This is a genomic window from Spirillospora sp. NPDC048911, from assembly GCF_043198015.1.
GTDB lineage: Bacteria > Actinomycetota > Actinomycetes > Streptosporangiales > Streptosporangiaceae > Spirillospora.
In genome coordinates this window covers 1,038,669-1,063,168 of the sequence record NZ_JBICUD010000001.1, presented here as the reverse complement: position 1 = coordinate 1,063,168, position 24,500 = coordinate 1,038,669, and the positions used below count along the sequence as shown (strand labels likewise).

Below are 24,500 nucleotides of genomic sequence, written 5' to 3'. Positions count from 1 at the left end.
ACAAGGTACCCACCGGTATGCCCTTTGGACCGTCCGTAACAAGGCCTCGGGTTTGGCCTACGCCCTGGCGGGACATCCGTTTCGTAGTAGTTCATCCGGAATCGTAGGAGACGGACCAGACCATGGGCAGGGATGTATCGGCCGTCGCCATCAGCGGTGAGGATCGACGGCGCTATCGCGACAAGGTGCGGCGCTGCCTGGATGTGCTGGCCCGCATGCTCAGCGAGTCGCAGTTCGAGTTCGAGCGGCCGCACATCGGGCTGGAGATCGAGCTCAACCTGGTGGACGGGCTGGGCGACCCGCTGATGCGCAACGACGACGTGCTGAAGGCGATCGCGGACCCGGCGTGGGCCACCGAGCTCGGCCAGTTCAACCTGGAGATCAACATCCCGCCCCGGGAGCTGGGCGGGGAGGGCACCGGCGAGCTGGAGGCCGAGGTGCGCGAGCACCTCAACCACGCCGACGGGGCCGCCCGCCAGGTCGGCGCCTCGCTGGCGATGATCGGCATCCTGCCGACGCTGCGCCGGTCGGACATCGGCGAGGAGACGCTGTCGTCGAACGCGCGCTACAAGCTCCTCAACGAGCAGATCTTCGCGGCCCGGGGCGAGGAGCTGCACATCGACATCGAGGGCCCCGAGCCGCTGAGCATGCACGCCGACAACATCACGCCCGAGGCCGCGTGCACCAGCGTGCAGTTCCACCTTCAGGTCAGCCCCGACCACTTCGGCGCCCACTGGAACGCCGCCCAGGCCATCGCCGGCCCCCAGGTGGCGATGGCGGCCAACTCCCCGTTCCTCTTCGGCCACCGGCTCTGGCACGAGACGCGCATCACCCTGTTCGAGCAGGCCACCGACACCCGCCCGGACGAGCTCAAGGCCCAGGGCGTGCGCCCCCGCGTCTGGTTCGGCGAACGGTGGATCACCTCGGTCTTCGATCTCTTCGAGGAGAACACCCGCTACTTCCCCGCGCTGCTCCCCCTGTGCGACGACGAGGAGCCCCTGGAGACCTTGCAGGACGGCGGCATCCCGGAGCTGGGCGAGCTCTCGCTGCACAACGGCACGGTCTACCGCTGGAACCGCCCCATCTACGCCGTCGTGAACGGCCGTCCCCACCTGCGCATCGAGAACCGCGTGCTCCCCGCCGGACCGACGGTGGCCGACATAGTGGCCAACGGCGCGTTCTACTACGGCGTCCTGCGCATGCTGGCCGAGGAGGAACGGCCGGTGTGGAGCCGGATGTCGTTCTCCACCGCCGCCGACAACCTGCACCGCGCCGCCCGCGACGGGATGGACGCGACCCTCTACTGGCCCGGAATGGGCGACGTGCCCGCCGCCGAGCTGGTGCTCCGGCGCCTGCTGCCGCTGGCGCACGAGGGCCTCGACCGGTGGGGCGTCGATCCGGCCCGCCGCGACCGTCTCCTCGGCATCATCGAGCGACGCTGCGTGACCGGCCGCACGGGAGCGTCCTGGCAGATCGACACCGTGCAGGCGATCGAGGACTCCTTCGGCACCGAACGGCACGAGGCCCTCCGCCTGATGACCCGCAGTTACATCGAGCGCATGAACAGCAACGAGCCCGTCCACACCTGGACCCCCGGCCCCTAGGACAGGTACGGATCTTCACAGACTCGCCACAATTCGCCCCCAGAGCACCCACGAGACCCGCCTAAAGTCGGGCCGTGACAGAGAACACGTCGTCCGCGAACAGCCAGCGAGTTTTGGTGGTGGAGGACGAACCCACGATCGCGCAGGCGGTGGCCGATCGGCTGGCCGCCGAGGGCTTCGCGGTGGAGATCGCCTGTGACGGCCCGTCGGCGGTCGAGCGGGCCCGGACGTACGTCCCGGATCTGATCGTGCTCGACGTGATGTTGCCGGGCTTCGACGGCCTGGAGGTGTGCCGCCGCGTCCAGGCGGAACGCGGCGTCCCGGTGCTGATGCTGACCGCCCGCGACGACGAGACCGATCTCCTGGTGGGGCTCGGCGTCGGCGCGGACGACTACATCACCAAGCCGTTCAGCATGCGGGAGCTGGTCGCCCGTGTGCGGACGGTGCTGCGGCGGTTCGAACGGGCCGAGACGTCCGCCGACACCCCCGCCGCGCCGGAGCTCCTGCGGCTGGGCCCGCTGGAGATCGACCAGAAGGCGCGGCGCGTCCGGCGGGACGGCCACGAGGTGCATCTGACGCCGACCGAGTACGACCTGCTGGGCTGCCTGGTGCGCCATCCCGGCACCGTGCTCACCCGCGCCCTGCTCCTCGAACAGGTGTGGGACTGGGCCGACGCGTCCGGCACACGCGCGGTCGACAGCCACGTCAAGGCACTGCGCCGCAAGCTGGGCGCCGACCTGATCCGTACGGTGCACGGGGTCGGCTACTCGTTCGAGGTGCCTGAATGAAGTTTTTCCACAGGCTGTGGGCGCGGCTGCCCCGGCCACTGGACCCGCTCCGTTCGATCAAGGTCAAATTCGGGATCGTCACGGTGGTGACGGCCTGCACCGCCATCCTGATCGTGCTCTGGGGGTACATGCTGGGCTTCCGGGCCCGCCACACCATGCCCGTCGGCGTCCTCATCTCCCTCGGCGTGGTGCAGCTGATCGCGCACGGCATGACCGCGCCGCTGCGCGAGATGACGGCGGCCGCCCGGGCCATGGCGCGCGGCGACTACAGCCGCCGGGTCCGGGCCAGCTCGCGGGACGAGGTGGGCGAGCTCGCCCAGGCGTTCAACCGGATGGCCGCCGACCTGGCCGCCGTGGACCGGCAGCGCCGCGAGTTCGTGGCGAACGTGTCGCACGAGCTCCGCACCCCGATCAGCGCGCTCCGCGCCGTGCTGGAGAACGTCGCGGACGGCGTCACGCCGGCCACCCCGGAGGTCCTCGAATCCGCGGTCGAGCAGACCGAGCGGCTCGGCCGCCTGGTCACCCAGCTCCTCGATCTCTCCCGGGTGGACGCCGGCGCCGACACCCTGGACCGCACCAGCCTCGACGTGGCCGCGTTCGTCGCCGAGGCGACCGCCGCGTATCCGGACGCCCGACTCAACATCGACGTCACCCCGGGCCTGGCGGCCGTGGCCGACCGGGACCGGCTGCACCAGGTACTGGCCAACCTGCTCGACAACGCCGTCCGCCACAGCCCGCCCGGCGGCACCGTCACGGTCACCGCCCGGCCGGTGCTGGACGGCGGGCTCGCCCTCGACGTCGCCGACGAGGGCCCCGGAATCCCGCAGGCCGAACGGTCCCGGGTCTTCGAGCGCTTCAGCCGCGGCGCCGCGGCGGGCACCGGGGTGGGCACCTCCGGCGGCGGCACGGGCCTGGGCCTGGCCATCGCGCGCTGGGCCGTCGACCTGCACGGCGGGGACATCTCCGTCGTCGACAGCCCGCGCGGCTGCCGGATCCGCGTCCTGATCCCGCGGCCGCCCGCGGTCAGCGACGGAAGTTGACGATCTCCGCCGTGTCGCCGACGGCCTCGCGGGCGGCGGAGATGATCTGCTCGCCGGGACGGTCGCCGAGCAGGGCGCGCGCCCGCAGGACGATCTCCAGATCGAAGCGGAGATCGGGGTCGAGCAGCTGGTCGCCGAAGAGCTCCTCCAGCTGGCGGAGCCGGTAGCGGACCGTCTGCGGGTGGACGTGGAGGCGCATGGCGACCTCGTTGGCGTTCCGGCCGGACTGGAGCCAGGCGAGGAGCGTCTCGGCGAGCCGGTCCTGCTGGCTGGACCGCAGATGGGTCAGCGGGGCCAGCCGCAGCCGGGCCAGCGACGTGATCAGCTCCTCGTCCTGGAAGAGGATCAGCGTGGACATGTGCTCGACGCTGCGGATCACGCCGGTGGTCGCCTCGATGACGCCGCGTTCGGCCAGGCCGAGGGTCTTGCGGGCCCATTCGATGGACCGCGCCGCCTCCTTCAGCGGCACGGTCGGGCCGACCACGGCCAGCGACCCGCTCAGGGCGCGGTCCACCAGCTTGGCCCGGCCCGGCCCGTCGGGGTCGGGAATGATCAGGCTCGGGGTGCGGCGGCTGAGGTCGGACAGGATGTCGGGCGGGAACCCGGCCGGCTGGCGGGCCTCCTGGCCGAGGGCGACGGCGGCGACCGTGCGCGGGATGGGCCAGTGGGCGGCGGCGGCGAGGTCGGCGATGGCCTCGGGCGCGGCGGGCGGGTCGGCGAACAGCAGGTCCAGCAGGCGCTTGCGGCGCCGCTGCATCTCACCCGCGACGGCCGCCTTGGCCTGCGCGTACCCCTCGGCCGCCGCGGCCGCCAGCTCGTCCTGGAACAACATCAGCGCCTCACCGACGGCGCCCAGCGTGCGGGCGGGCACCTCCAGGGCGGCGGCGCCCTCGGTCATGCGGCGCCAGGCCACCATGCCGCCGACGCGCATCGCGGTCTGCACGGCGTCCAGGCTGCGGCCCTCGCCGGCCTCGCCGCGGCCGATGGCCCGGAAGAAGTCGATCACCGAGGACTCCGGCTCGCGGGGATCGGCGACCCGCTCGACGAAGTAGTGCAGGACCCGCTCGACGGCGAGCCGGAGCGTGCTGGAGTAGGGCCCCTCCCCCGGGCGGTCGTACTCGCGCACGCGCGTCTGGATCTCCTGGATCATGTCGTCCGCCACCGCGTCGAGGTGCGGCCGCATGTGGTCGGCCAGCTCCCGGGGCAGATCAGTCCAAGGTCTGCCGCTCGCCTCGGCACCGTCGTCCGTCACGTGCGCCTCCCCACGCTCGCTCCCCCGCGTACAGCGCCGGACACAAGGGGTAATTGCTTACTTATGTGCACCGTGTGGTGGAAATCATGTCCCTTTGCTCACCTGGGTGCAAAGTCTAGGTCGGACCGAGACCAGATCCGGCCGGACCGCACCACTCGATGTCAGAAAACAGACCACTGGCCCCGCCCTCCCTGTAGTGCGACATTGGATGCGAACGACCAGTGCGGCAGGTGGTCGGATCCGGACCACCGGTGCAGGAGGTCCGAGTGTCCGTCCCCCCGCAACCCCCCAAGGCGCTCGCGGCGACCGGCCGCGCGATCGACGAGCGGCTCGGCGGCGGCTCGTTCGCCCGTAAGGCCATGCGCAAGGCCTTTCCCGACCACTGGAGCTTCCTCCTCGGGGAGATCGCGCTGTACTCGTTCGCGATCATCATCCTCACCGGGGTCTTCCTGACGCTCTTCTTCAAGCCGAGCATGACCGAGGTCGTCTACGAGGGCTCGTACCAGCCGCTGCGCGGCGTGCGGATGAGCGAGGCGTACGAGTCGACCCTGAACATCACGTTCGACGTGCGGGGCGGGCTGCTCGTCCGGCAGATCCACCACTGGTCGACGATCCTCTTCATGGCGGCGATCGTCATCCACCTGCTGCGCAACTTCTTCACCGGCGCGTTCCGCAAGCCCCGCGAGCTCAACTGGCTGATCGGGATCGTGCTGTTCATGCTCGTCATGGTGAACGGGCTGTTCGGCTACTCGCTGCCCGACGACCTGCTCTCCGGCACCGGCATCCGGATCCTGGAGGGCGTGATCCTGGCGATCCCGGTGGTGGGCTCGTACGCGCTGATGTTCCTGTTCGGCGGGGAGTTCCCGGGCGACCTGATCATCCCGCGGCTGTACGTCATCCACATCCTGCTCATCCCGGGGATCCTGCTCGCCCTCATCCCGCTGCACGCCGTGGTGCTGACCTGGCGGCAGACGCACACGCAGTTCCCCGGCCGGGGCAGCACCAACCGCACGGTCCAGGGCGGGCCGTTCTTCCCGATGTTCATCGGGAAGACGACGGCGTTCTTCCTGTGGGTCATCGGCGTGACCGTGCTGCTGGCGACGTTCTTCCAGATCAACCCGGTCTGGCTGTTCGGCCCGTACGACCCGGGCGCGATCAGCTCGGGTTCCCAGCCGGACTGGTACATGGGCTGGCTGGAGGGCTCACTGCGGATCATGCCCGCCTGGGAGATCACCGCGCTCGGGCACACGGTCCCGATGAACGTGATCGTGCCCGCCCTCGTCGTGCCGGGCGTCCTGTTCACCGGGCTGGCCGTCTACCCGTTCCTGGAACGCTGGGTGACCGGCGACCACCAGATCCACCACCTGCTCGACCGGCCGCGCGACGTCCCCGCCCGGACCGGCATCGGCGTCGCCGGAGTGATCTTCTACGGCGGGCTGTGGGCGGCCGGCGGCAACGACGTGATCGCGGAGCGGTTCGAGATCCCGCTGTTCTGGACGACGTGGTTCTTCCGCGGCCTGGTGATCCTGGGGCCGGTGCTGGGGTACGTCATCGCCTACCGCATGTGCCTGGGCCTCCAGCGCCGCGATCTGGCCCTGGTCGAGCACGGGCTGGAGACCGGCGTCATCCGGATGGGGCCCGGCGGCGAGTACAGCGAGGTCGAGCGCGACCTGCCCGGCGACCAGCTCGCCGAGATCATCGATCCCCGCCCGCGGCCCGCGCTGCCGATCGGCCGGCCCGAACGCGAGGGCGTCGAGTCCCCGGAGCTCCGCGGCCGCATGGGCAGGGTCCGAGCGGCCCTCAACCGTCACTTCCTGGCCGACCTCGCCGAACCGCCCACCCCCGGCAACGGTCATGGCGATGGGCCCGGCGACGAAGACCGCACCCACGCCATCACCGAAAGCAAGACGATCCGGCCCTGACCGGCAAGGCCGCGAAGGCCGAGGAGGCCGCGAAGGGCCTTAGACCGACCGTCGGTAGAGGTGGAACTTCTCCTCGCCGATGCGCTCGCGCATCGCCGGGTCGTCCACGCCCTGCCCCTCGGCGGTCGCGCCGCAGAGGACGGCCACCTTGCCGATGTGCTGGTTGGTCTGCACCGCGCGGGTGGCCTCGCCGGCACCGTCGAGCGGGAAGACCGTGGACAGCGTCGGGTGGACCATGCCGAGGCTGATCAGCCGGTTGACCTCGACGGCCTCGTGGTAGTTGAAGCCGTGCGAGCCGATGATGCTCTTGAGGCGCATCCACAGGAAGCGGTTGTCGTACTCGTGCTTGTAGCCCGTGGACGAACCGCAGGTGACGACCTTGCCGCCGCGCTTGGCGACGTAGACCGAGGCGCCGAACGTCTCGCGGCCGAGGTACTCGAAGACGATGCCCGGGTCCTCGCCGACCAGGCCGCGGATGGCCTCACCGAGGACACGGCCCGCCTTGGGGTGGCGCAGGCCCTGCTCGCCGAGGTTGAGCTCGTTGCGGTTGATGACGTGGTCGCAGCCCTGCGCGCGGACGATCTCGGCCTTCTCCTCGGAGGAGACGACCGCGACCGGGATGCCGCCGCCGTTCTTGACCAGCTGGGTCGCGTACGAGCCGAGGCCGCCGGTGGCGCCCCAGATCAGCACGACGTCGCCCTGTTTCATCCGGGCGCCGTGCGTGCCGACCAGCATGCGGTACGCGGTGGCCGCGCACAGCGTGTTGGACGCCGACTCCTCCCAGGTGAGGTGCCTGGGCTTGCGGATGAGCTGGTTGGCCTTGGCGATGCAGTACTCGCCGAGCGAGCCGAAGTTGGTCTCGAACCCCCAGGCGAGCTGAGTCTCGCTCATCATGCCGTCGTCGTAGGAGCCGTGGTCCTCCTCGTCGACGTACGACGGCGACAGGACGACGCGGTCGCCGACCTTCCAGCTCTTGACCCCGGCGCCGGTGCGGACGATCACACCCGAGCCGTCGGAGCCGAGGATGTGGTACGGGAGGTCGTGCCGGGCCCCGTACCAGCCCTGGCGGCCGAACTTCTCCAGGAACGCGAACGTCGGCACCGGCTCGAAGATCGCCGACCAGACGGTGTTGAAGTTGATCGCGGCCGACATGACCGCGACCACGACCTCGTCCGGGGCCAGTTCGGGCATGTCGACGTCGCCGACGTGCAGCGACCGCCGCACGTCCTTGTCGGTCTGCCCTTCGAAGATGCCCACCTCGTTCTTGAGGGTGAAGGCGGCGCGGAAACGGGTGGGCAGTTCGCAGTCCAGCAGCTCCTTCTCGGACGCGCCGGACCGTACGGCTTCGAGCAGGGGGTCGGACATCGATCTCCTCCGTTGAGGCGGGGTCGCGGAAAGCGGCCCGGATCAGGGGGCCGTGGTGTCGGACACGGAAAGGCCGGCCTCGTACGCGCCCCCGGCCTCCGGTACGTCCCGTGCTGCGCGCGCGCCGTTCACGCCGCGTGCGCCGTTCACACCGTTGAGCGCGGGCCGGGCGCCGTTCGTGGCGGCGGGCCGGTCCTCGTTCGCGGCGAGCTGTCCTTCCAGGTGGGCGGCCAGCGCCTCCACACCCGGCGGGTCGAGCAGGTTCAGGTGGTGCGCCCCGGTGATCGTGACCTTCTCCAGAGCGCCGCAGAGCTCACCGAAGCCGTTCATTCCGTCGAGCACGTACCGCGCGTCCCGCACGGCCCAGGGGGTCTCCTCCGGGGCGTAGTAGAGGATCACGCGGCCGTCGTAGCGCTGCGGCTCGTAGGCCTCCAGCGATCGGGTGTCCTGGTGCGAGGTGAGCTGGTGATGCAGCGCCGCCGGCGGGATCAGGTCGGCCAGTGCCGCCGCCCGCTCCATGACCAGCGCGAACTGCGCCTCCTCGGCGAGCCCGGACAGTTCCTCGTAGGTGAGGTCGACCTCCAGGTCGTAGGTCTCGTTGATGTAGTCGGTGAACGCGGCGAACCGGCGGGCCAGCGTGTCGGACTCGTCCTCGACCGGCAGCGGCAGCCCCGCGTCGAACAGCGCCACGAACTCGACCTCGCGGCCGGCGGCGGTGAGCTGCCGGGCCGTCTCGTACGCCAGCACGCCGCCGAACGACCAGCCGCCGAGCCTGAAGGCGCCTTCGGGCTGCACTTCCAGCAGGTGCTCGACGTAACGCGAGGCCCGTTCCTCCACCGAGGGCGCGTCGTCGAACCGCTCCAGCCCGTACACCGGCTGGTCCGGGCCGAGCAGGTCGATCAGCTGCCGGTAGCACGCGGTGGTGCCGCCCGCCGGGTGCGCGATGAAGATCGGGCGGCGGGTGCCGGCCGTCTTGAGCGGCCGGACGGTCTGCCGCGCGGCCTCCTCGTCGGCGGCGCGCAGGTATTCGGCGAGGTGCTCGGCGGTCGGCGTCGCGAAGAGCTCGCCGCGCGTCATCTCGCCGCCCAGCTCCGCCGTGACCTGCGCGACGACCTCATCGGCCTGCCGATCAGTGCCGCCCAGGTCGGCGAAGAAGTCGGCGGTGACGCTGACCCGGTCGAGCCCGAGGACGTCCTCGATGATCCGCACGGCCAGGCGTTCGGCGGCGTCGCGGGCCATGACGTACCCGGCCTCGGCGCCCGAGACCGCGCTCACGCCGCCCGCCGCCGGCGCGGGCGCGCCGGACAGCCCGAGCTCCTCGGCCGCCCACTCCTCGAACACGTTGACGCTGGCGCCCTTGAGCAGGACCGCCGCCGGGACGGTGAGCCCGAGGTCGTGCTCGACACCGCTCTTGATCCGGACCGCCACGAGCGAGTCGAGGCCGAGGTCGGTGAGCGGGATCGCCGGGTCGAGCCGTTCGGCGTCGAAGCCCAGGACGGTCGCGATGCGCCAGCGCACCTGGGCGGCGATGCGCTCGCGGGCGGCGGCGGGCTCCAGCTCCTTGATCGCGTCGATGCCCGGCCAGTCGCCCGCGTCCGCCGTGCCGCCGCCCTCGGCGGCCGCGGCGGTGAGCGCGGCGAAGTACGGCATGTTGGTGATCTCGGGGAACAGCCCCACGGCCGCGGCCGGGTCGAACCGCAGCACGCCGGTCGCGGCACGGCCATCGGCCAGCAGCGCCTCCAGCGCCTCGGCGCCCTCGTCGGGGCTGATGGGCTCGATCACGGTGACCCCATGGCCGGCGGCGAAGCCGCTCCGGGGGGTGCGGGGGGTCGCCCCCCCTCGGGCGACGAGGCCGGCGGCGAAGCCGCTCCGGGGGGTGCGGGGGGTCGCCCCCCCTCGGGCGACGAGGCCGGCGGCCAAGCCGCTCCGGGGGGTGCGGGGGGTCGTCCCCCCTCGGGCGACGAGATCGGCGGCGCCGCCGACCTGCGACCAGGTGCCCCAGTTGATCGTGCTGCCGGGGCGGCCGTGGGCGCGGCGGTAGGCGATGAGCGCGTCGATCGCGGCGTTGGCGGCGGCGTACGCGGCCTGGCCGGGCGAGCCGATCAGGGCGGCGGCCGACGAGTGCGTCACGAACCAGTCGAGTTCGAGGTCCCAGGTCGCCTGGCTGAGCAGCCGGGCGCCCTCGACCTTCGCCGTCCACACGCGGCGCAGGTCCGTGCGGCCGAGGTCGACGATCAGCCGGTCGTCGATGGCGCCCGCGCCGTGCACGACGCCGTGCAGCCGCTTGCCGCCCTCCTGGGCGACCTGGACCAGCCGTTCGGCGATGCCGGGCGCGGCGATGTCGCCGAGCACGACGCCGACGTCCACGCCGCTCTCCCGCAGCTTGGCGATGACCTTCTCGGCGTCGGCGTCCGGCCCGGACCGGCCGGAGAGCACGATCCGCCCGGCACCGCGTTCGGCGAGCAGGCGCGCGGTCACCAGGCCGATGCCGCCGTAACCGCCGGTGACGATGTACGAGCCGCCGCGCCGCACGATGCGCCGCGCCTTGCGTCCCGCCTCGCTGGTGAGAGCGGCCTGGTCGAGCCGGGCGGCGTACCGGACGCCGCCCCGGTAGGCGACCTCGCGGGCCGTGCCGTCGCCGAGGAGCTCCCCGACCAGGTCGCCCGGGCGGTCGACGTCGACGAGGGTGGTGCGGAGCACGGTCCGTTCGAAGGCCAGCACCCGGACGATCGCCCTGATGAAACCCTGGCCGGGCTCGCCGGCCTCGTCCGCGCGCACGGGCAGGGCGTTGCGGGTGGCGATCCAGAGACGCGTGCCGTCGGGAAGCGAGTTGGCGACGCCGGCCACCGCGAGGACGAGTTCCTCGTCCACGAGGTCGGCGGACGGGATGAGGACCACGCCGGTCGGTGGCTCTTCGACTGCCGGGCCGTCGGCGAGGACGCGGCGGGTGACGCGGTGACCGCGGCCCTCCAGATCGGTCGCGACGGCGGCGGCGAGCGCGTCGTCCGCCTCGGCCAGGAGGAGCCAGGAGCCCTCGCTCAGGACCGGCTCGGGAGCGCCGGTCTCGTCCCAGTTGACCTCGACGAGCTTGTCGGCGAGAGGGACGGGCAGGTCGGGGCGTTCGACCCGGCGCAGCACGACGCCGCTGACGTCCGCGAGCACCTCGCCATCGGGGCCGACGAGCTGGAGCGCGCCGACCGTCTCGTCGTCGTGCCGGACGATCTCGGTGCGGACATGCCCGCCCCGGTGCGTCGGCCGGTACACCCGCAGGCTGCCCACCGTCTCGGCCAGCCAGACCCCGTCGCCCGCCTCCGCGTAGAGCACGGACAGGGCCCGGTCGAGGACCTCGGGGTGGAAGCGATAGTGCCTGCTGCCGCGTTCGGCGGCCGCGACCTCGGTGGCGGCGCCGGTCAGCGGCACGGCCGGGCCGAGGTGATCGTCACCGACGTCGGCGCTGGCCAGCCGGACCCAGGTACCGGCGGGTGTCAAGGCGTGGATCTCGACCCGCTGGTCCGTCTCGGCGAACGTCGTGGTGACGGTGGTCCGCTCGGCGAGCGCGAGCGGCCGCTCTATCCACAGGCTGTTGACACGCACGGAGTCGGTGCCGAGGGCCTCGGCTCCCGCGGCGAGGGCCATCTCGGCGAACGCGGCGACCGGCAACGTGGCGAGCCCGTGGATCCGCGTCCCGGAGAGCCAGGACTGGGCGGCGGTGCCGACGTCGGCACGCCAGGCATGCCGGTCTTCGCCGGGCAGTTCGACGTGCGCGCCGAGCAGCGGATGCTCGTCACGGCCGCCCCTGCCGCGCTTGGACGTGTCGATCCAGTGCCGCTCGTGCCGCCAGGGCGACGACAGCACGTCGATCACCGAGCCGCCGGCGGGGGCGCCGACCGGCAGGCCGTGGGCGGCGAGGAGCGCGAGCTGGGAGTGGAACGTCAGGGTGTCGTCGGTCTCCTGGCCCTTCGGGGCACGCTTGAGCGTGTGGGTGACCAGGGTGCCCGAGCCGTCCAGGGTCTCGCCGACCGCGTGCGACAGGATCGGGTGCGCGTTGATCTCGATGAACGCGCGGAAGCCGTCTTCGGACGCCGCCGCGACCGCGTCCGTGAGCCGAACGGGATTGCGCAGGTTACGGGCCCAGTAGGCAGCGTCAAGCCGCGTACCGTCGGCCCGGCCGTGGATGTCGCCGCCGACCTTCGCCACAGCGCCATCGGTGCCAGCACCAGCGGCGCCAGCGCCAACGGCAGCGGCGTCAGCGTTGGTGTTGGCCGCGGTGGCTACAGCGTCAGCGTTGATGTTGGCCACGGCGGCGGCGCTGGCCGCGATCTCGGCGTTGATGAAGGTGCGGGGGTCGTCTAGGGCGGTCGTGTAGAGGCGGATGCCCTCGGCGAACGGGGTGCCGCGTTCGGCTCCCACGTCGGCGAGCAGTTCGCGTAGATCGTCTAGCAGCGGGTCGACCTGCGGGGAGTGGCCCGCGCCCTCCGCCTGGACCATGCGGGCGAGCCGGCCTTCGGCCTCGGCCCGCTGCACGATGGTGGCGATCTGGTCGGCGTCGCCGGTGACGACCGTCTGCCTGGGCGAGGAGTGCACGGCCGGGTAGACCTCAGGGAGGTCGTGGCCGAGGCGGGCGATCTCGTCCGCGGACGCGCCGAGCACGGCCATCGCGCCGCCGCCGACGAGCCGGGTGAGCAGCCGCGACCGGCGGCAGATCACCTTGACGGCGTCCTCAAGGGTGATCGCACCGGCCACGACCGCCGCCGCGATCTCGCCCATCGAGTGACCGACCACCGCGCCGGGCGTGACGCCGTACGACGTCCACATCCGGGCCAGCCCGATCTGGATCGCGAACAGTACGGGCATCGTCACGGCGATGTCGGTGGGCTTCTCGCCGGATTCGAGCAGCGACCAGAGCTCAGGGCCGCCCTCCTCCGCGAAGAGCGTGTCGAGGTCGTCGATGGCCTCGGCGAACGCGGGCTCCTCCTCCAGGAGGCGCTGCGCCATGCCGGCCCGCTGCGCCCCGTACCCGGAGAAGACCCACACCGGACTGCCCGGCATCCCGAGGGCGCTGCCGGAGACGACGCCGGGATGCGGACGGCCCTCGGTCAGCGCCGCGAGCCCGTCCCGGAGCCCGGCGCGGTCGCGTGCCGACACCGCCGCGCGGGACCGGCCACGGCCGTTGCGGCGGAAGAGGGTCTGGGCGACGTCCGCCAGAGCGACGTCCTCGTGCGCCTCCAGCCATCCGGCCAGGACGGCTGCGTGATCACGAATCCGGTCGTCGGAGGTGTCCGAGAGGGCGAGCGTGTGCAGTGAGCCGGCCGCGGACTCCTGGGCGGGACCGGCCGGAGCCGGGGCGGCCTCAAGGATCACGTGCGCGTTCGTGCCGCCGAAGCCGAAACCCGAGACGCCGGCGCGCGGCGGGCGGCCCCGGTCGGGCCACGGCGTCTCCTCCGCCACCACGGCGAGCCGCAGCTCGTCGAACGGGATGTGCGGGTTGGGCTCCTTGTAGTGGTTCGAGGCCGGGATCGTGCCGTGGTGCAGGGCCAGCACGGTCTTGATGAGCCCGGCGATGCCCGCCGCGGACTCCATGTGACCGAGGTTGGACTTGGCCGAGCCGAGGAGCAGGGGCTCACCGGCGTCACGGCCCGCGCCCAGCACCTCGCCGACCGCCTTGGCCTCGATGGGGTCGCCGAGGAACGTGCCGGTGCCGTGCGCCTCGATGTAGTCGACGTCACGGGTGTCGATGCCGGCCGACGCGTACACGTCCCGGAGCAGCGCGCGCTGCGCGTCGGAGTTGGGCGCCACCAGCCCGTTGGACCGGCCGTCGGAGTTGACGCCCGAGCCCTTGACCAGCGCGAGCACACGATCGCCGTCGCGGACGGCGTCGGACAGGCGCTTGAGGACGAGGGCGCCGCAGCCCTCGGCGCGGACCATGCCGTCGGCGGAGGCGTCGAAGGCCTTGCAGCGGCCGTCCGCCGCCGTGCCGCCCGCCAGGTCGAACGTCATCGTGACCGTCGGCGACAGCAGGACGTTGACGCCGCCCGCCAGCGCGACGTCGGCCTCACCGTCCCGCAGCGCCTGGACCGCGAGGTGGGTGGAGACCAGCGACGACGAGCAGGCCGTGTCGACGATCATGCTGGGGCCGCGCAGGTCCAGCAGGTAGGACAGCCGGTTGGCGATGATGCTCAGCGCGGCGCCGGTGGCGGTGAACGGTTCGAGCGAGGCGAGGTCGGACGCGGTGAACGCGGCGTACTCCGGCGCCGAGACGCCGACGAACACGCCCGTACGGCTGCCGCGCAGCGAGGCGGGGCCGATGCCGGCGTGCTCGAACGCCTCCCAGGCCACCTCCAGGACGAGGCGCTGCTGGGGGTCCATGACCGCGGCCTCGCGCGGGGTGATGCCGAAGAACTCCGCGTCGAACCGGGAGATGTCGTCGAGGAAGCCGCCGAGGCGGGTGGTCTTGTCGAGCAGGTCGGCGACCTCGGGAGAGCCGTCGTCGAAAGCGTCCCAGCGGCCCTCGGGCACCTCGCGGATCGCGTCGCCGCGCCCGGTGAGGAAGCGCCAGTAGTCTCCGGGGCCGTTGAGGTCGCGCTCGCCGCCGGGGAACCGGCAGCCGACGCCGATGACGGCGATGGGCTCGTCGTCGCGGCGGGCGGGGGGCGCGGCCGGGGCGGGGGGCGCGGCCGGGGCCAGGTCGGCGCCACCGGCGAGGGCGACCGACAGCTTGTTGATCGTGGGGTGTTCCCAGACGAGGGTGGCCGGGAGCGCGCGGCCGAGCATCTGCTCCAGCTCGCCGGCGACGGCCACGGCGTCACGGGACGCGAGACCGAACTCCTCCAGCGGGCGATCGGGGTCGACGTGGTCGGCGGGAATCCGGGAGCGACGCGCGATCTGGTCGATCAGATAGCGACGAATCGAATCCTCACTGATCCGCGTCTCGTCCTGCGCGGCTCCGGAACGATCGGTCGTCTGCATGCGTGCGGTTCCCCCAACTGAACCTGGGATCGTTCGAAGCAAGGGGGACCACTTTGTCCTACGGTGACCGTCTCACGATGCGCACCCAGACCACTTTTCTCTGTGGTGACTTGTCACGGCGATGACAAGACTCACTGGTAACCAATGTGGCCTGATGGGATAGTTGGGACCTCTCGACCAACAGGCGGACCAGGGTGACCAGGTGCCAACGAATAGTAACAATATTCTCTCACGCATATGGGGGGAAGCGGTGATTCTCCCGGTGGGGAGAGACGCCGCGTGACGCATTGACCCGGGGCCGTTACAGATGGGCGCTGGCGGTGGTGGCCGTCAGCGCATTTATGATCACCATGGACAACACGGTGGTCGCCAACGCGCTGCCCACGATGATGCGCGACCTCGGCATGTCCAACTCCGCCAAGGACTGGGTCGCCACCGGCTACATCCTGATGTTCTCCTGCCTGATGATCGCGGGCGGGCGGCTCACCGACGTCTACGGCTGCCGCGTCACGTTCACCGTGGGCATGGCCGTCTTCACCGCGTCCTCCGCGGTCTGCGGCCTCGCCGGCGACGAGGCGATCCTGATCCTCGGGCGCATCGTCCAGGGCGCCGGCGCCGCGCTCGCCCTCCCCGCGACGCTGGTCATGGTCACGGTCGGCCGGACCGACAAGCAGCGCTCGATCGGCACGATCGTCTGGGTCGGCGCGGCCTCCGGGGCCACCGCCCTCGGCCCGGCCATCGGCGGCTTCATCGTCCAGCAGTGGCACTGGGGCTGGATCTTCCTGATCAACATCGTGCCGGGCATCCTGGTCATCCTGCTCGGCCTGGTGGTGCTGACGTCCAAGGGCGAGAACAAGAACTCCCGCGTCGACCTGCCCGGCGTCCTCATCTCCGCGACCATGCTCTTCGCGCTCGCGTACGGGCTGGAGGCCGGACGCAAGCACGGCTGGACCGACCCCTCCGTCCTCAGCGTCTTCGTCCTGGCGGCCATCGCGCTGGCCTGCTTCGTCGTCGTCGAGACATGGGCCCCGGACCCGATGATGAACCTGCGGTTCTTCCGCAACCGGGTCTTCGTCGGCGGCCTGCTCTCCCAGATGCTCTGGGGCATCGGCTTCAACGGGATGATCTTCTACTCGGCCACGTTCCTCCAGCGCTACCTGGAGTTCTCGCCGCCCGAGGCGGGCCTGGTCATGATGCCCCCGGCCATCGCCATCATGGTGCTGACGCCGATCGGCTTCTGGCTGGCCGCCAAGCTCGGCCCCCGTCCGATCATCGGCGGCGGCATGGCCGCGATGGCCGTCGGAATGGTCATGTTCTCCGCCCTGCACCGCGGCGACGGGTTCGCCGACCTCATGCCCGGCGTGATGATCGTCGGCCTCGGCTCCGCGCTCTGCATGCCCCTCGCGATGTACGTCCTCAAGGCCGTCCCCGAGGACCAGGCCGGCGTCGCCAGCGGCATCCTCAACGTCATCCGCGAGGTCTCCGGCGCCTTCGGCATCGCCATCGTCGGCATCCTCATCCACGAGGTCCCGCAGGAAGGCGCCAGTGCCGCGAGCCTCGAATCGTTCCGCGCCGGCACCGCCAACGGCCTCATCCTCGGCGCCACACTCGTCCTCGTCGGCGGCCTGATCAGCGGCCTGACCCTCCCGAGCAAGCGCGGCTGGCTCGGCCCCAAGCACAACAAGCAGTCCCACCGCGTGCCCTACCCGGAGCCCGAGCCCAACCTCGCGGCGGACCCCCGCGCCACCACCCCGGACCCGATCCCCGTAGTCCGCGCCAATGGACGTGCGCCCCAGGTCGCCGATGACCTCCTGGCCCCGCTGCCCGCGCCCGTGACCGTGGACTTCAACCCCTACCCCACCGCTCCCGCCATCCCAGTCCCGCAGCCTGAACAGCCACGCTTCGAGCAGACGCCGCAGCCTGGGCCGGAACCGCGCTCCCTCGCCCCACCAGACCAGCCCGTGGCAGGCCCCATGGCCAAGCCCGAGACCTGGCACGCAGCCGGACTCTCGGCGGACCCCCTGGCAACACCCGCGCAGAGGCCCACGCCCGAGCCAGAGCCCACACCCGAGCCCACACCCGCAGCCGAGCCCGCGCAGGAGCCCGCGCCCGCGCAGGAACCCGCTCCCGCGCAGGAGCCGGTGGTCGCGCGGGAGCCGGTGGTCGCGCAGAGGCCCGCCCCCGAGGCGGAGCCCATGCCCGTGGCCGACCCCGCGACGGAGGCCGCGGCCAAGCCAGAGACCTGGCACGCAGCGGAGCCCCTGGCAGGGCCGACGCCCCACCTCACACCCGAGCCGGTACCGGAGCCCGCGCTGTCGGAACCCGAGCCCGAGCCTGTGGCGGAGCCCGTGACCGCCTCGGCGACGGAAGCTGGACCGGATCCCTCGACCGAGCTCCTGGCCGACCCCTTGACCGAGCCGGTGACCGAGCTCCGGGCGACCGCGCCCGCCGTGGAGCCCCGGTATCCGGTCAAGCCGCGCTACCCGGCGAAGCCCCGGTATCCGGCTCGCCAGGTGGTCGGCGGCGATGACCTGGCGAGCTCCGGTGACACGAGCTGGCCGCCGCCGCCCCCGGCCGGCTGGTACCAGCCGTACGTGCCCGGCGACGCCGCGGCCGAGCCCGGCGAGGGGCAGGAGGACGGAGACAACGCCGCGGGTGCGCGGCCTCGGGGTGACGCCTGGTGACACCGTCGGAAGGAGCAGCATGGGCCGCCGCATTGTGATCTTCGCCGCCGGGTCGCGCGGTGACATCCAGCCGTGCGTGGCGCTCGGGCAGGCCCTGGCCGCCCGCGGTGATCAGGTGCGGCTGGTCGCGAGCAACCGGTACGCGCGGCTGGCGCTGTCGGCCGGGCTGGAGCTCGCGCCGCTGACCGCGGACCCGACCGAGATCCTCGAATCGGACGCCGGTCAGGAATTGCTGGCCGGGGGCCGCAATCCGGTGAAGTTCCTGGGCGGTTTCCGGCGGATCCTGGCTCCGATGGCCGAACGCCTGCTCTCCGAATGCCTGGACGCGTGCAAGGACGCCGATCTTATTCTGGGCCCGACTTTGGGATTTCTTCCCCAGCACATCGGCGAGCATCTCGGCGTTCCCTGGGCGTTCGTCCACTTCCAGCCGAGCCAGCCGACCCGGGCGTTCCCGCATCCGTTCGTGCCGCAGGCGAGATTCCTCGGCGCATGGGCCAACAAGGCCAGTTTTCTGGCCGTCGACCAGATCGCATGGCAGTTGTCGCGGCCATTCATCAACCCATGGCGCCGTGATGACTTGCGCCTGTCGCCGCTTTCGTTGCGCGGCCCTATGCACAAAGTACGCAGCCAACGCCGGCCCGTGCTGGCATGCTTCAGCCCTGCCGTTGTTCCGAGGCCGGCTGATTGGCCTTCGTACGTTCATGTGACCGGTTATTGGTTCCTCGACGAACCCGAATGGCAGCCGCCGGGCGACCTGGCGGATTTCCTCGCGTCCGGCCCGGCGCCCGTCTATGTGGGCTTCGGCAGCATGGTCCCCAAGGACCCGGAGTTGACGGGCCAGCTCGTCCGGACCGCCCTGCGGCTGGCCGGTGTCCGCGGCATCGTCCAGGGCGACCCGGCGACCTCGGACGACGACATCCTCGCGGTCGACGACGTACCGCACTCGTGGTTGTTCCCGCGGATGGCGGCCGTCGTCCACCACGGCGGCGCGGGCACGACGGCTGCGGGCCTCCGGGCCGGTGTCCCGACGGTCGTCACGCCGTTCTTCGGCGACCAGCCGTTCTGGGGCGAACGCGTCGCGGCGCTGGGCGCGGGCCCGGCACCGGTGCCGTTCTCCTCGCTCACCGTCCCCCGGCTGGCCGCCGCCATCCGCCGCGCCACGAGCTCCGAGGACATCACCCGCCAGGCCGCCGATCTGGGCCGGCGCATCAAGGCCGAGGACGGCGTCGCGAAGGCCTGCGCCCTCCTGGACGCCCTCACATAGCGATGCTCCGGGCCGGTGGAAGTACCGGCCCGGAGCATCGGAGTGCGGAGGGTTACCGGCGCTTGGCGCCGATCGTCTTCATCATCTGCGGCCAGGCGGTGTGCATCTCGCGCTTCCAGTACGGCCAGCTGTGCCGTCCGTTGCCGTAGATGTGCGCGGTGATCGGCACGCGGAGCTGCTTGGCGCGCGCGGCGAAGTCCTTGACCGTGGGGCCGATCGCCCGCTCGCTCATCAGGCCGATGTCCCACGGGGGCATGTCCGGCTTGTCGAAGGGGCCGGGCTTCCCGGTGGTCCCGGCCGACACGTAGAAGCGGGTCGAGCGCATGCGCGGCAGCAGCTTGATCGGGTCGTGCGCGTCCCAATTGGCCCTGTCGAACACAGGGTCACCCCAGATGAGCGTCGGGTCGACGCCGTTGCCGCTGTTGGTGTACATCAGCAGCGCGGGGATGCCCGGGGAGCTCATCGAGAGGACCCCGCTGAAGCACGCCGCGTAGCGGAACATGCCCGGCGCCCTGCCGGGGTAGGTGCACGCCCCCTGAGCGCCGGAGGAGATGCCCATGACGGCCCGCGAACCACCCGCGTGGTAGTTGCGCTCGACGAGCTGGCGCACCTCGCGGAGGTGGAAGTCCTCCCACTTGGGACGGCCGCCCTTGCCCTTGTTGTACCAGTTGGTGTACGAACCGTTCGCGCCCTCGGGCATGACGACCATGACGCCCCACTTGCGGGAGAGCGTCTGGATGTCGGTGCTGCGGGTCCATGACTTCCAGTTGTCACGACCACCGTGGTAGGCGTAGACGACGGGCCAGCTCTGCCGGGACTTGTACTTCCACCCCTTGGGCAGCAGCACGCGTACGTTCTGCTTCTTTCCGAGCGATGGCGACTGAACGGTGAAGTCGAAGGCCGTCTTGCCCTTGTTCAGCCATTTGACCGCGGCGATGCGGGCACCGTTGTCCGCCTTCTTGAAGGCGGCGGCATGTGCGGGAGCGGCCACGCCCAGGGGCAGCACGGTCGCGCCGACGACGGCGGACACGGCCACCGCTCTCCGGGCGCCACGGCGACGTGACTCAATTGGCATCGTTGTCCTCCACTGTGCTCCAGCGCCACCCTGAACCAGTCGGGTTGGGAACTATCTCACGTTTGGTGCGGGTGGTGTGGGTGGGTTTTGGTTGCGGCTGCCCGTTCGCCCACGGCGACCAAGGCTGAGCCTCTGAATCCGCCGAGGTCGGAGGGGCGGCGCTCTGGAATGTGATGTTCGGTAGAGCGGCCTCTTGGTAGTCCGCGAACGCCGGCGAGGCGGACGCCCCGTTCGTCCTGGACGCAGGAGCCGGGGCCTGCGGCGCCGGGGCCTGGGCTGGTGGAGCCGGGGTCTGGGCTGGCGGGGTAGACATTGGATCCGCACCGGGAGCCGGCTCTTCCCAGCGCATCGCATACGGGTACGGCTGCTCGTCGGGAAGGCGCGGCGGCGCGACGTTGGCGGCGGCGCCCGGCAGGTCGTCGCGTTCGCGAAGGTCCATCTTGGCGTGCAGGCCGGCCAGCGCGGGCGGGAGCCACCAGTTGGCCGAGCCCATGAACCGCATCGTGGCCGGGACGAGCAGCGAGCGCACCAGTGCGGCGTCCACGACCACGGCCACGAACATGCCGACGCCGATGAGCTTCACGACCGTGAGCCCGGCCATGCTGAACGCGCCGATCACGACGAGGAAGAGGAGGGCGGCGCTGGTGATGATGCCGCCCGTCCGCTGCATGCCGACCGCGACGGCGGCGCGGTTGTCGTGCGTGCGGTCCCACTCCTCGCGGATCCGGCTGAGCAGGAAGACCTCGTAGTCCATCGACAGCCCGAACACGACCGCCAGGATGAGGATCATGCTGGTGGCCTCGACGCTGCCGGTCGGGGTGAAGTCGAGCAGCCCGGCGAGATGCCCGTACTGGAAGCCCCACACGATCACGCCGAACGAGGCGCCGATGGACAGCACGTTCATGACGATCGCCTTCAGCGGCAGCACGACCGAGCCGAAGAACATGAAGAGCAGCAGGAACGTGGTGAGGCAGACGAGCGCCGCCATCTTGGGCAGGCTGCGCATCAGGGCGTCCATGAGGTCCATCTGCGCGGCGGTGCTCCCGCCGACGTCGATGTGCATGGGGTAGCCGTTCTTGGACAGGCTCATCTCGCGCATCTGGGTGACGAGATCCAGCGCCCGCTGGTCGAGCGGCTCGTACTTGTGCGTGACCGAGATGCGCACGCCGCCGTACGCGCCGGAGTAGCCGGTGAACTGGGCCTGCGTCACGCCCGGCAGCTCGCTGAGCCGCGTGCGGAACTCCTGCAGGTAGGGCGGGATGTTGTCGCCGCTGCGCACCGGCTTCCAGTCGCGCGGGATCAGGTCGCCGGACACGACGACGTCGATCGGCTCGGCGGAGCCGTTCGGGAACTCCTTCTTGACGAGCTCGACGACGGCGCGGGTCGGGCTGTCCTTGGGCAGCACGCGCGCGTCGACGCTGCCGAACTGCACGTTCAGGAACGGCCCGAACAGCACGCCCAGGATGACCACGGTCACCGCGAAGTACGGCAGCGGGCGCTTCATGACGCTGTGCCCGAGGCGGTACCAGAACCCGCTGTCGGGGTCGCGCTGGGCGCGCTTGGAGGTGGGGCGGCGCCAGGGCATCCGGCCGGCCTCCACCCGCGTGCCGAGCAGCGCCAGCATGGTCGGGAGCAGCACGACCGCGCCGAAGACCGCGACGAGGACGGTCGCGATGCCCGCCAGGCCGATGGTCCGCAGGAACATCTGCGGGAAGACCAGCAGACCGCCCAGCGCCGCAGACACGGTGATGCCGGAGACGGCGATCGTCCGCCCGGCGGTGGCCATGGTGCGGGCCAGCGCCCCCTGCTGCACGGGCCGCAGCGCCCGGCGGTACGCCTTCTTCTCCGCCTTGCGCTGCCGCCGGTCGGGGGCCCGTTTCCAGGGCTTGCCGGGCTGGACGCCGCCCGCTTTCATGCCGCGTTCCAGCTCCTCCCGGAACCGGCTCACGATGAACAGCGAGTAGTCGATCGCCAGGCCGACGCCCATCATCGTGACGACCTCGAGCGCCATGGACGTCACGTCCGTGACGTACGTGACGATGTGCAGCACGGCGAGGCCGCCCACGATCGAGAACAGCGCGACGATCAGCGGCAGCACCGAGGCGGTGAACGCGCCGAACACCAGCACGAGCAGGATCAGCAGGATCGGCATCGAGATGATCTCGGCCTGGACGATGTCGGTGACGACCTGCGTGCCGAACTCGATGTTGAGCGGCACGGCGCCGCCCAGCTGCGCCGTCAGGCCGGGGGCCTGGAGCCGGTCCTTGATCGCCTCGTAGTGAGGACCCTTGTCGGCGTCGGTGCCGGTCAGCTTCAGCGCGACGAACGTCCGCCGCTTGTCGTGCGAGGCGAACGGCGCCGCGTCCTTGGCGTCGAACGACCAGTACGAGATGATCTCGGCGACCTTGTCCTTCGGCAGCCGCGACACGGTGCTGACGACGCCGGCCATGTAGCGCGGGTCGTCCACCGTCATGGTGTCGCTGCTGTAGACCACCAGGACGTCGGGGTTAGTGCTGCCGAAGTAGGTGGCGCCGAGCTTGGCGACGAGCGTCGAGGAGGCCTTCGGGTCCTCGAAGCCGCCCTGCTTGAACTTGGCGAAGACCCCCAGGCCCCAGCCCCCGGCCAGGACCGTCATGATCAGGATCAGGACGAGACTGGTCCAGCGTCGTCGATGAATGAGACGCCCCAGCCCGGCGAGCATGATCCTCCTGTGGTCCTCTGGACCGGGCGCTGTCCGCGTCCGGCTCTACCTGCGTCCCGCCAGCCGCGCCGCCGTGGTCGGCAGCTCACCGGCCTCGAACCGCGCGCGCGTCGCGGCGCGGGCGATCTTTCCGCTGGAGGTGCGGGAGACGGCTCCCGGCTCGACCAGCACGAACTCGTGCACGCTCATCTCGTGCTCGACGTTGACGGCGCCGCGCACCGCGCTCTCGACCTCGGCCAGGTCGAGGCGGGCCAGCGGCACCCGCCGGTTGCGCTCGGCGACCACCACGAGGAGCTCGGTCTCCTCGCCCTGGACGGCGAACGCGGCGACGTAGTCGGGGCGGACGGCCGGGTGCGCCTCCTGCGTGGTGACCTCGATGTCCTGCGGGTAGTGGTTGCGCCCGTCGACGATGATGAGGTCCTTGATGCGGCCCGTGACGTACAGCTCGCCCTCGTGGATCACGCCGTAGTCGCCGGTCTTCATCCACGGACCGGCGGGCAGCCCGCCCGGCTCGGCCAGCTCGCCGCCGAAGGTGTCCTGGCTGCGCTCGGAGTTGCGCCAGTACCCGGGGGCGGTGTTGGGGCCGTGCACCCAGATCTCGCCGACCCGGCCGTCGGGCTGCTCGATCCGCGTCTCGGGATCGACGATCGCCACGATCTGCCCGACCGCCCGGCCGCACGAGACGAGCGTGCTGGCCCCGTCGCCGCCGGCGTGGAGCCGCAACTCGCCCTGCGTCAACGCGGCCCGGTCCACCTCGATGATCTTCGGTGGCACGTCGTCGCCGTCGGCGGTGACGAAGACCGTGGCCTCGGCCAGCCCGTAACCCGGTACCTGCGCGCCCGGCCGCAGCCCGGCGGGCGCGAAGGTCTCGGCGAACGTCGACAACGTCGAGGTGCGGATCGGCTCGGCGCCGTTCAGGCAGGCGGTCAGCCCGGTGAGATCCAGCTTGGCGACCTTCTCCGGCGTCGCCGTGGACGCGACGTACTCGTAGGCGAAGTTCGGCCCGGCCGTGTACACGTTCTTGTCCGGACGCTCGGCGATCAGCTGCAGCCAGCGCAGCGGGTTCATGATGAACGACACCGGGTCGGTGTAGATCGCGTGGTCGCCCTTTACCAGCGGCATCGCCATCGTCGCGATGAGGCCCATATCGTGGAAGAGGGGCAGCCAGCTGACCAGCTCGGGGTTCGGCTTCTCCGGCGCCCACCCGGCCCACAGCTGCGCCGCGTTCGCCGTCACGTTCCCGTGCGTGATCTCGACGCCCGCAGGCCTGCGCGTGGACCCCGAGGTGTACTGGAGGTACGCGAGGTCATCAAAGCCGATCGGCTCGTCCGTCCACTGCTTGGCGAGCCCCTCGTCGACCTCCTCCGCGAAGATGATCTCCCTTGGCCGCGGCACGTCCTGGTCGGCCAGGAACTTCTCCACATGCGGCAGCGCGTTGCGCGAGGTGACGATGACCGCCGGCTCGGAGTCGCGATAGGCCCCGATCAGCCGGTCCGCGTGGCCGGGCAGGTCAGGAGAGAAGAGCGGCACCGCGACCACATGTGAGTAGAGCGCGCCGAGCATCGTCATCATGTATTCGAGCGTCTGCGGCAGCAGCAGCGCGGCCCGTTCACCCGGCTCGGCGGACTGCCGCAGCCGGACCGCCATCGCCCGCGCCCGCCGGTGCGTCTCGGCCCACGTCAGCGTGATCTTGGCCCCGGCCGGGTCGAGGGAGTAGTCCACGAACGTGAACGCCGACGCCTCCGGCTTCTCCGCCGCCCACTGGGCGACGCGCTCGATCAGCGGCGTACGGCCGGTCCCGCCGGGTTGGAGTTCGGGAAGCAGGGAGCCCAGTGCCAT

At 71.4% G+C, this 24,500-nt stretch carries 12 protein-coding genes; 6 read left to right on the top strand and 6 right to left on the bottom strand.

The features are described from left to right. Nucleotides 1-122: 122 nt before the first annotated feature. The 3 genes from ACGFNU_RS04910 to ACGFNU_RS04900 all read left to right on the top strand — a co-directional run bounded on the left by ACGFNU_RS04910 (nucleotide 123) and on the right by ACGFNU_RS04900 (nucleotide 3,432). Nucleotides 123-1,604, top strand: coding sequence for a glutamate--cysteine ligase (locus ACGFNU_RS04910; RefSeq protein WP_392590227.1), 1,482 nt, complete (start codon nucleotides 123-125; stop codon nucleotides 1,602-1,604). Nucleotides 1,605-1,678: 74 nt separating this feature from the next. Next, nucleotides 1,679-2,392 carry a response regulator transcription factor gene (locus tag ACGFNU_RS04905; RefSeq protein WP_392590225.1) on the top strand — a complete coding sequence of 238 codons (714 nt, stop codon included), beginning with the start codon at nucleotides 1,679-1,681 and terminating at the stop codon, nucleotides 2,390-2,392. Beyond that, nucleotides 2,389-3,432, top strand: a complete 1,044-nt coding sequence (locus ACGFNU_RS04900) for an ATP-binding protein (protein ID WP_392590223.1) — start codon at nucleotides 2,389-2,391, stop codon at nucleotides 3,430-3,432. The genes ACGFNU_RS04905 and ACGFNU_RS04900 overlap by 4 nt, the downstream gene beginning before the upstream one ends. Here the strand turns inward: ACGFNU_RS04900 and ACGFNU_RS04895 are convergent. After that, nucleotides 3,416-4,684 carry a helix-turn-helix domain-containing protein gene (locus ACGFNU_RS04895; protein ID WP_392590221.1) on the bottom strand — a complete coding sequence of 423 codons (1,269 nt, stop codon included), beginning with the start codon at nucleotides 4,682-4,684 and terminating at the stop codon, nucleotides 3,416-3,418. The genes ACGFNU_RS04900 and ACGFNU_RS04895 overlap by 17 nt on opposite strands. A gap of 266 nt (nucleotides 4,685-4,950) precedes the next feature. Between ACGFNU_RS04895 and ACGFNU_RS04890 the strand changes: the two genes are divergently transcribed. Then, complete coding sequence (locus ACGFNU_RS04890; RefSeq protein WP_392590219.1) at nucleotides 4,951-6,606, top strand: cytochrome bc complex cytochrome b subunit; 1,656 nt, start codon at nucleotides 4,951-4,953, stop codon at nucleotides 6,604-6,606. Nucleotides 6,607-6,645: 39 nt separating this feature from the next. On the opposite strand, the gene ccrA is transcribed toward ACGFNU_RS04890, so the two are convergent. Together ccrA and ACGFNU_RS04880 are read right to left on the bottom strand one after the other, a co-directional pair. Continuing rightward, entirely contained in the window at nucleotides 6,646-7,971 is a 1,326-nt protein-coding gene (ccrA, locus tag ACGFNU_RS04885) for a crotonyl-CoA carboxylase/reductase (RefSeq protein WP_392590217.1), read from the bottom strand. Between the two features lie 42 nt (nucleotides 7,972-8,013). After that, the gene (locus ACGFNU_RS04880) at nucleotides 8,014-14,937 is read right to left on the bottom strand and encodes an SDR family NAD(P)-dependent oxidoreductase (RefSeq protein ID WP_392590216.1); all 6,924 of its coding nucleotides are present in this window, start codon (nucleotides 14,935-14,937) and stop codon (nucleotides 8,014-8,016) included. Between the two features lie 350 nt (nucleotides 14,938-15,287). On the opposite strand from ACGFNU_RS04880, the gene ACGFNU_RS04875 reads away from it, so the two are divergent. Beyond that, nucleotides 15,288-17,621, top strand: a complete 2,334-nt coding sequence (locus ACGFNU_RS04875; RefSeq protein ID WP_392590215.1) for a DHA2 family efflux MFS transporter permease subunit — start codon at nucleotides 15,288-15,290, stop codon at nucleotides 17,619-17,621. Between the two features lie 19 nt (nucleotides 17,622-17,640). After that, nucleotides 17,641-18,885 (top strand): glycosyltransferase, encoded by a 1,245-nt coding sequence (locus ACGFNU_RS04870; protein WP_392590214.1) that lies wholly within the window; start codon nucleotides 17,641-17,643, stop codon nucleotides 18,883-18,885. Between the two features lie 52 nt (nucleotides 18,886-18,937). On the opposite strand, the gene ACGFNU_RS04865 is transcribed toward ACGFNU_RS04870, so the two are convergent. The 3 genes from ACGFNU_RS04865 to ACGFNU_RS04855 are packed head-to-tail and all read right to left on the bottom strand — an operon-like array spanning nucleotide 18,938 to nucleotide 24,500. Then, entirely contained in the window at nucleotides 18,938-19,921 is a 984-nt protein-coding gene (locus ACGFNU_RS04865; RefSeq protein WP_392590213.1) for an alpha/beta hydrolase, read from the bottom strand. Between the two features lie 28 nt (nucleotides 19,922-19,949). Continuing rightward, nucleotides 19,950-22,661, bottom strand: a complete 2,712-nt coding sequence (locus tag ACGFNU_RS04860) for an MMPL family transporter (RefSeq protein ID WP_392590212.1) — start codon at nucleotides 22,659-22,661, stop codon at nucleotides 19,950-19,952. 45 nt (nucleotides 22,662-22,706) lie between these two features. Then, on the bottom strand, nucleotides 22,707-24,500 hold the full coding sequence (locus ACGFNU_RS04855) for a fatty acyl-AMP ligase (protein ID WP_392590211.1): 1,794 nt from the start codon (nucleotides 24,498-24,500) through the stop codon (nucleotides 22,707-22,709).

Excerpts from the sequence above, each read along its gene's own strand:
- ACGFNU_RS04855 (WP_392590211.1), bottom strand. The coding sequence starts at position 24,500 with ATGGCACTGGGCTCCCTGCTTCCCGAACTCCAACCCGGCGGGACCGGC.
- ACGFNU_RS04880 (WP_392590216.1), bottom strand. The coding sequence starts at position 14,937 with ATGCAGACGACCGATCGTTCCGGAGCCGCGCAGGACGAGACGCGGATC.
- ACGFNU_RS04875 (WP_392590215.1), top strand. The coding sequence starts at position 15,288 with ATGGACAACACGGTGGTCGCCAACGCGCTGCCCACGATGATGCGCGAC.
- ACGFNU_RS04870 (WP_392590214.1), top strand. The coding sequence starts at position 17,641 with ATGGGCCGCCGCATTGTGATCTTCGCCGCCGGGTCGCGCGGTGACATC.
- ccrA (WP_392590217.1), bottom strand. The coding sequence starts at position 7,971 with ATGTCCGACCCCCTGCTCGAAGCCGTACGGTCCGGCGCGTCCGAGAAG.
- ACGFNU_RS04910 (WP_392590227.1), top strand. The coding sequence starts at position 123 with ATGGGCAGGGATGTATCGGCCGTCGCCATCAGCGGTGAGGATCGACGG.
- ACGFNU_RS04860 (WP_392590212.1), bottom strand. The coding sequence starts at position 22,661 with ATGCTCGCCGGGCTGGGGCGTCTCATTCATCGACGACGCTGGACCAGT.
- ACGFNU_RS04900 (WP_392590223.1), top strand. The coding sequence starts at position 2,389 with ATGAAGTTTTTCCACAGGCTGTGGGCGCGGCTGCCCCGGCCACTGGAC.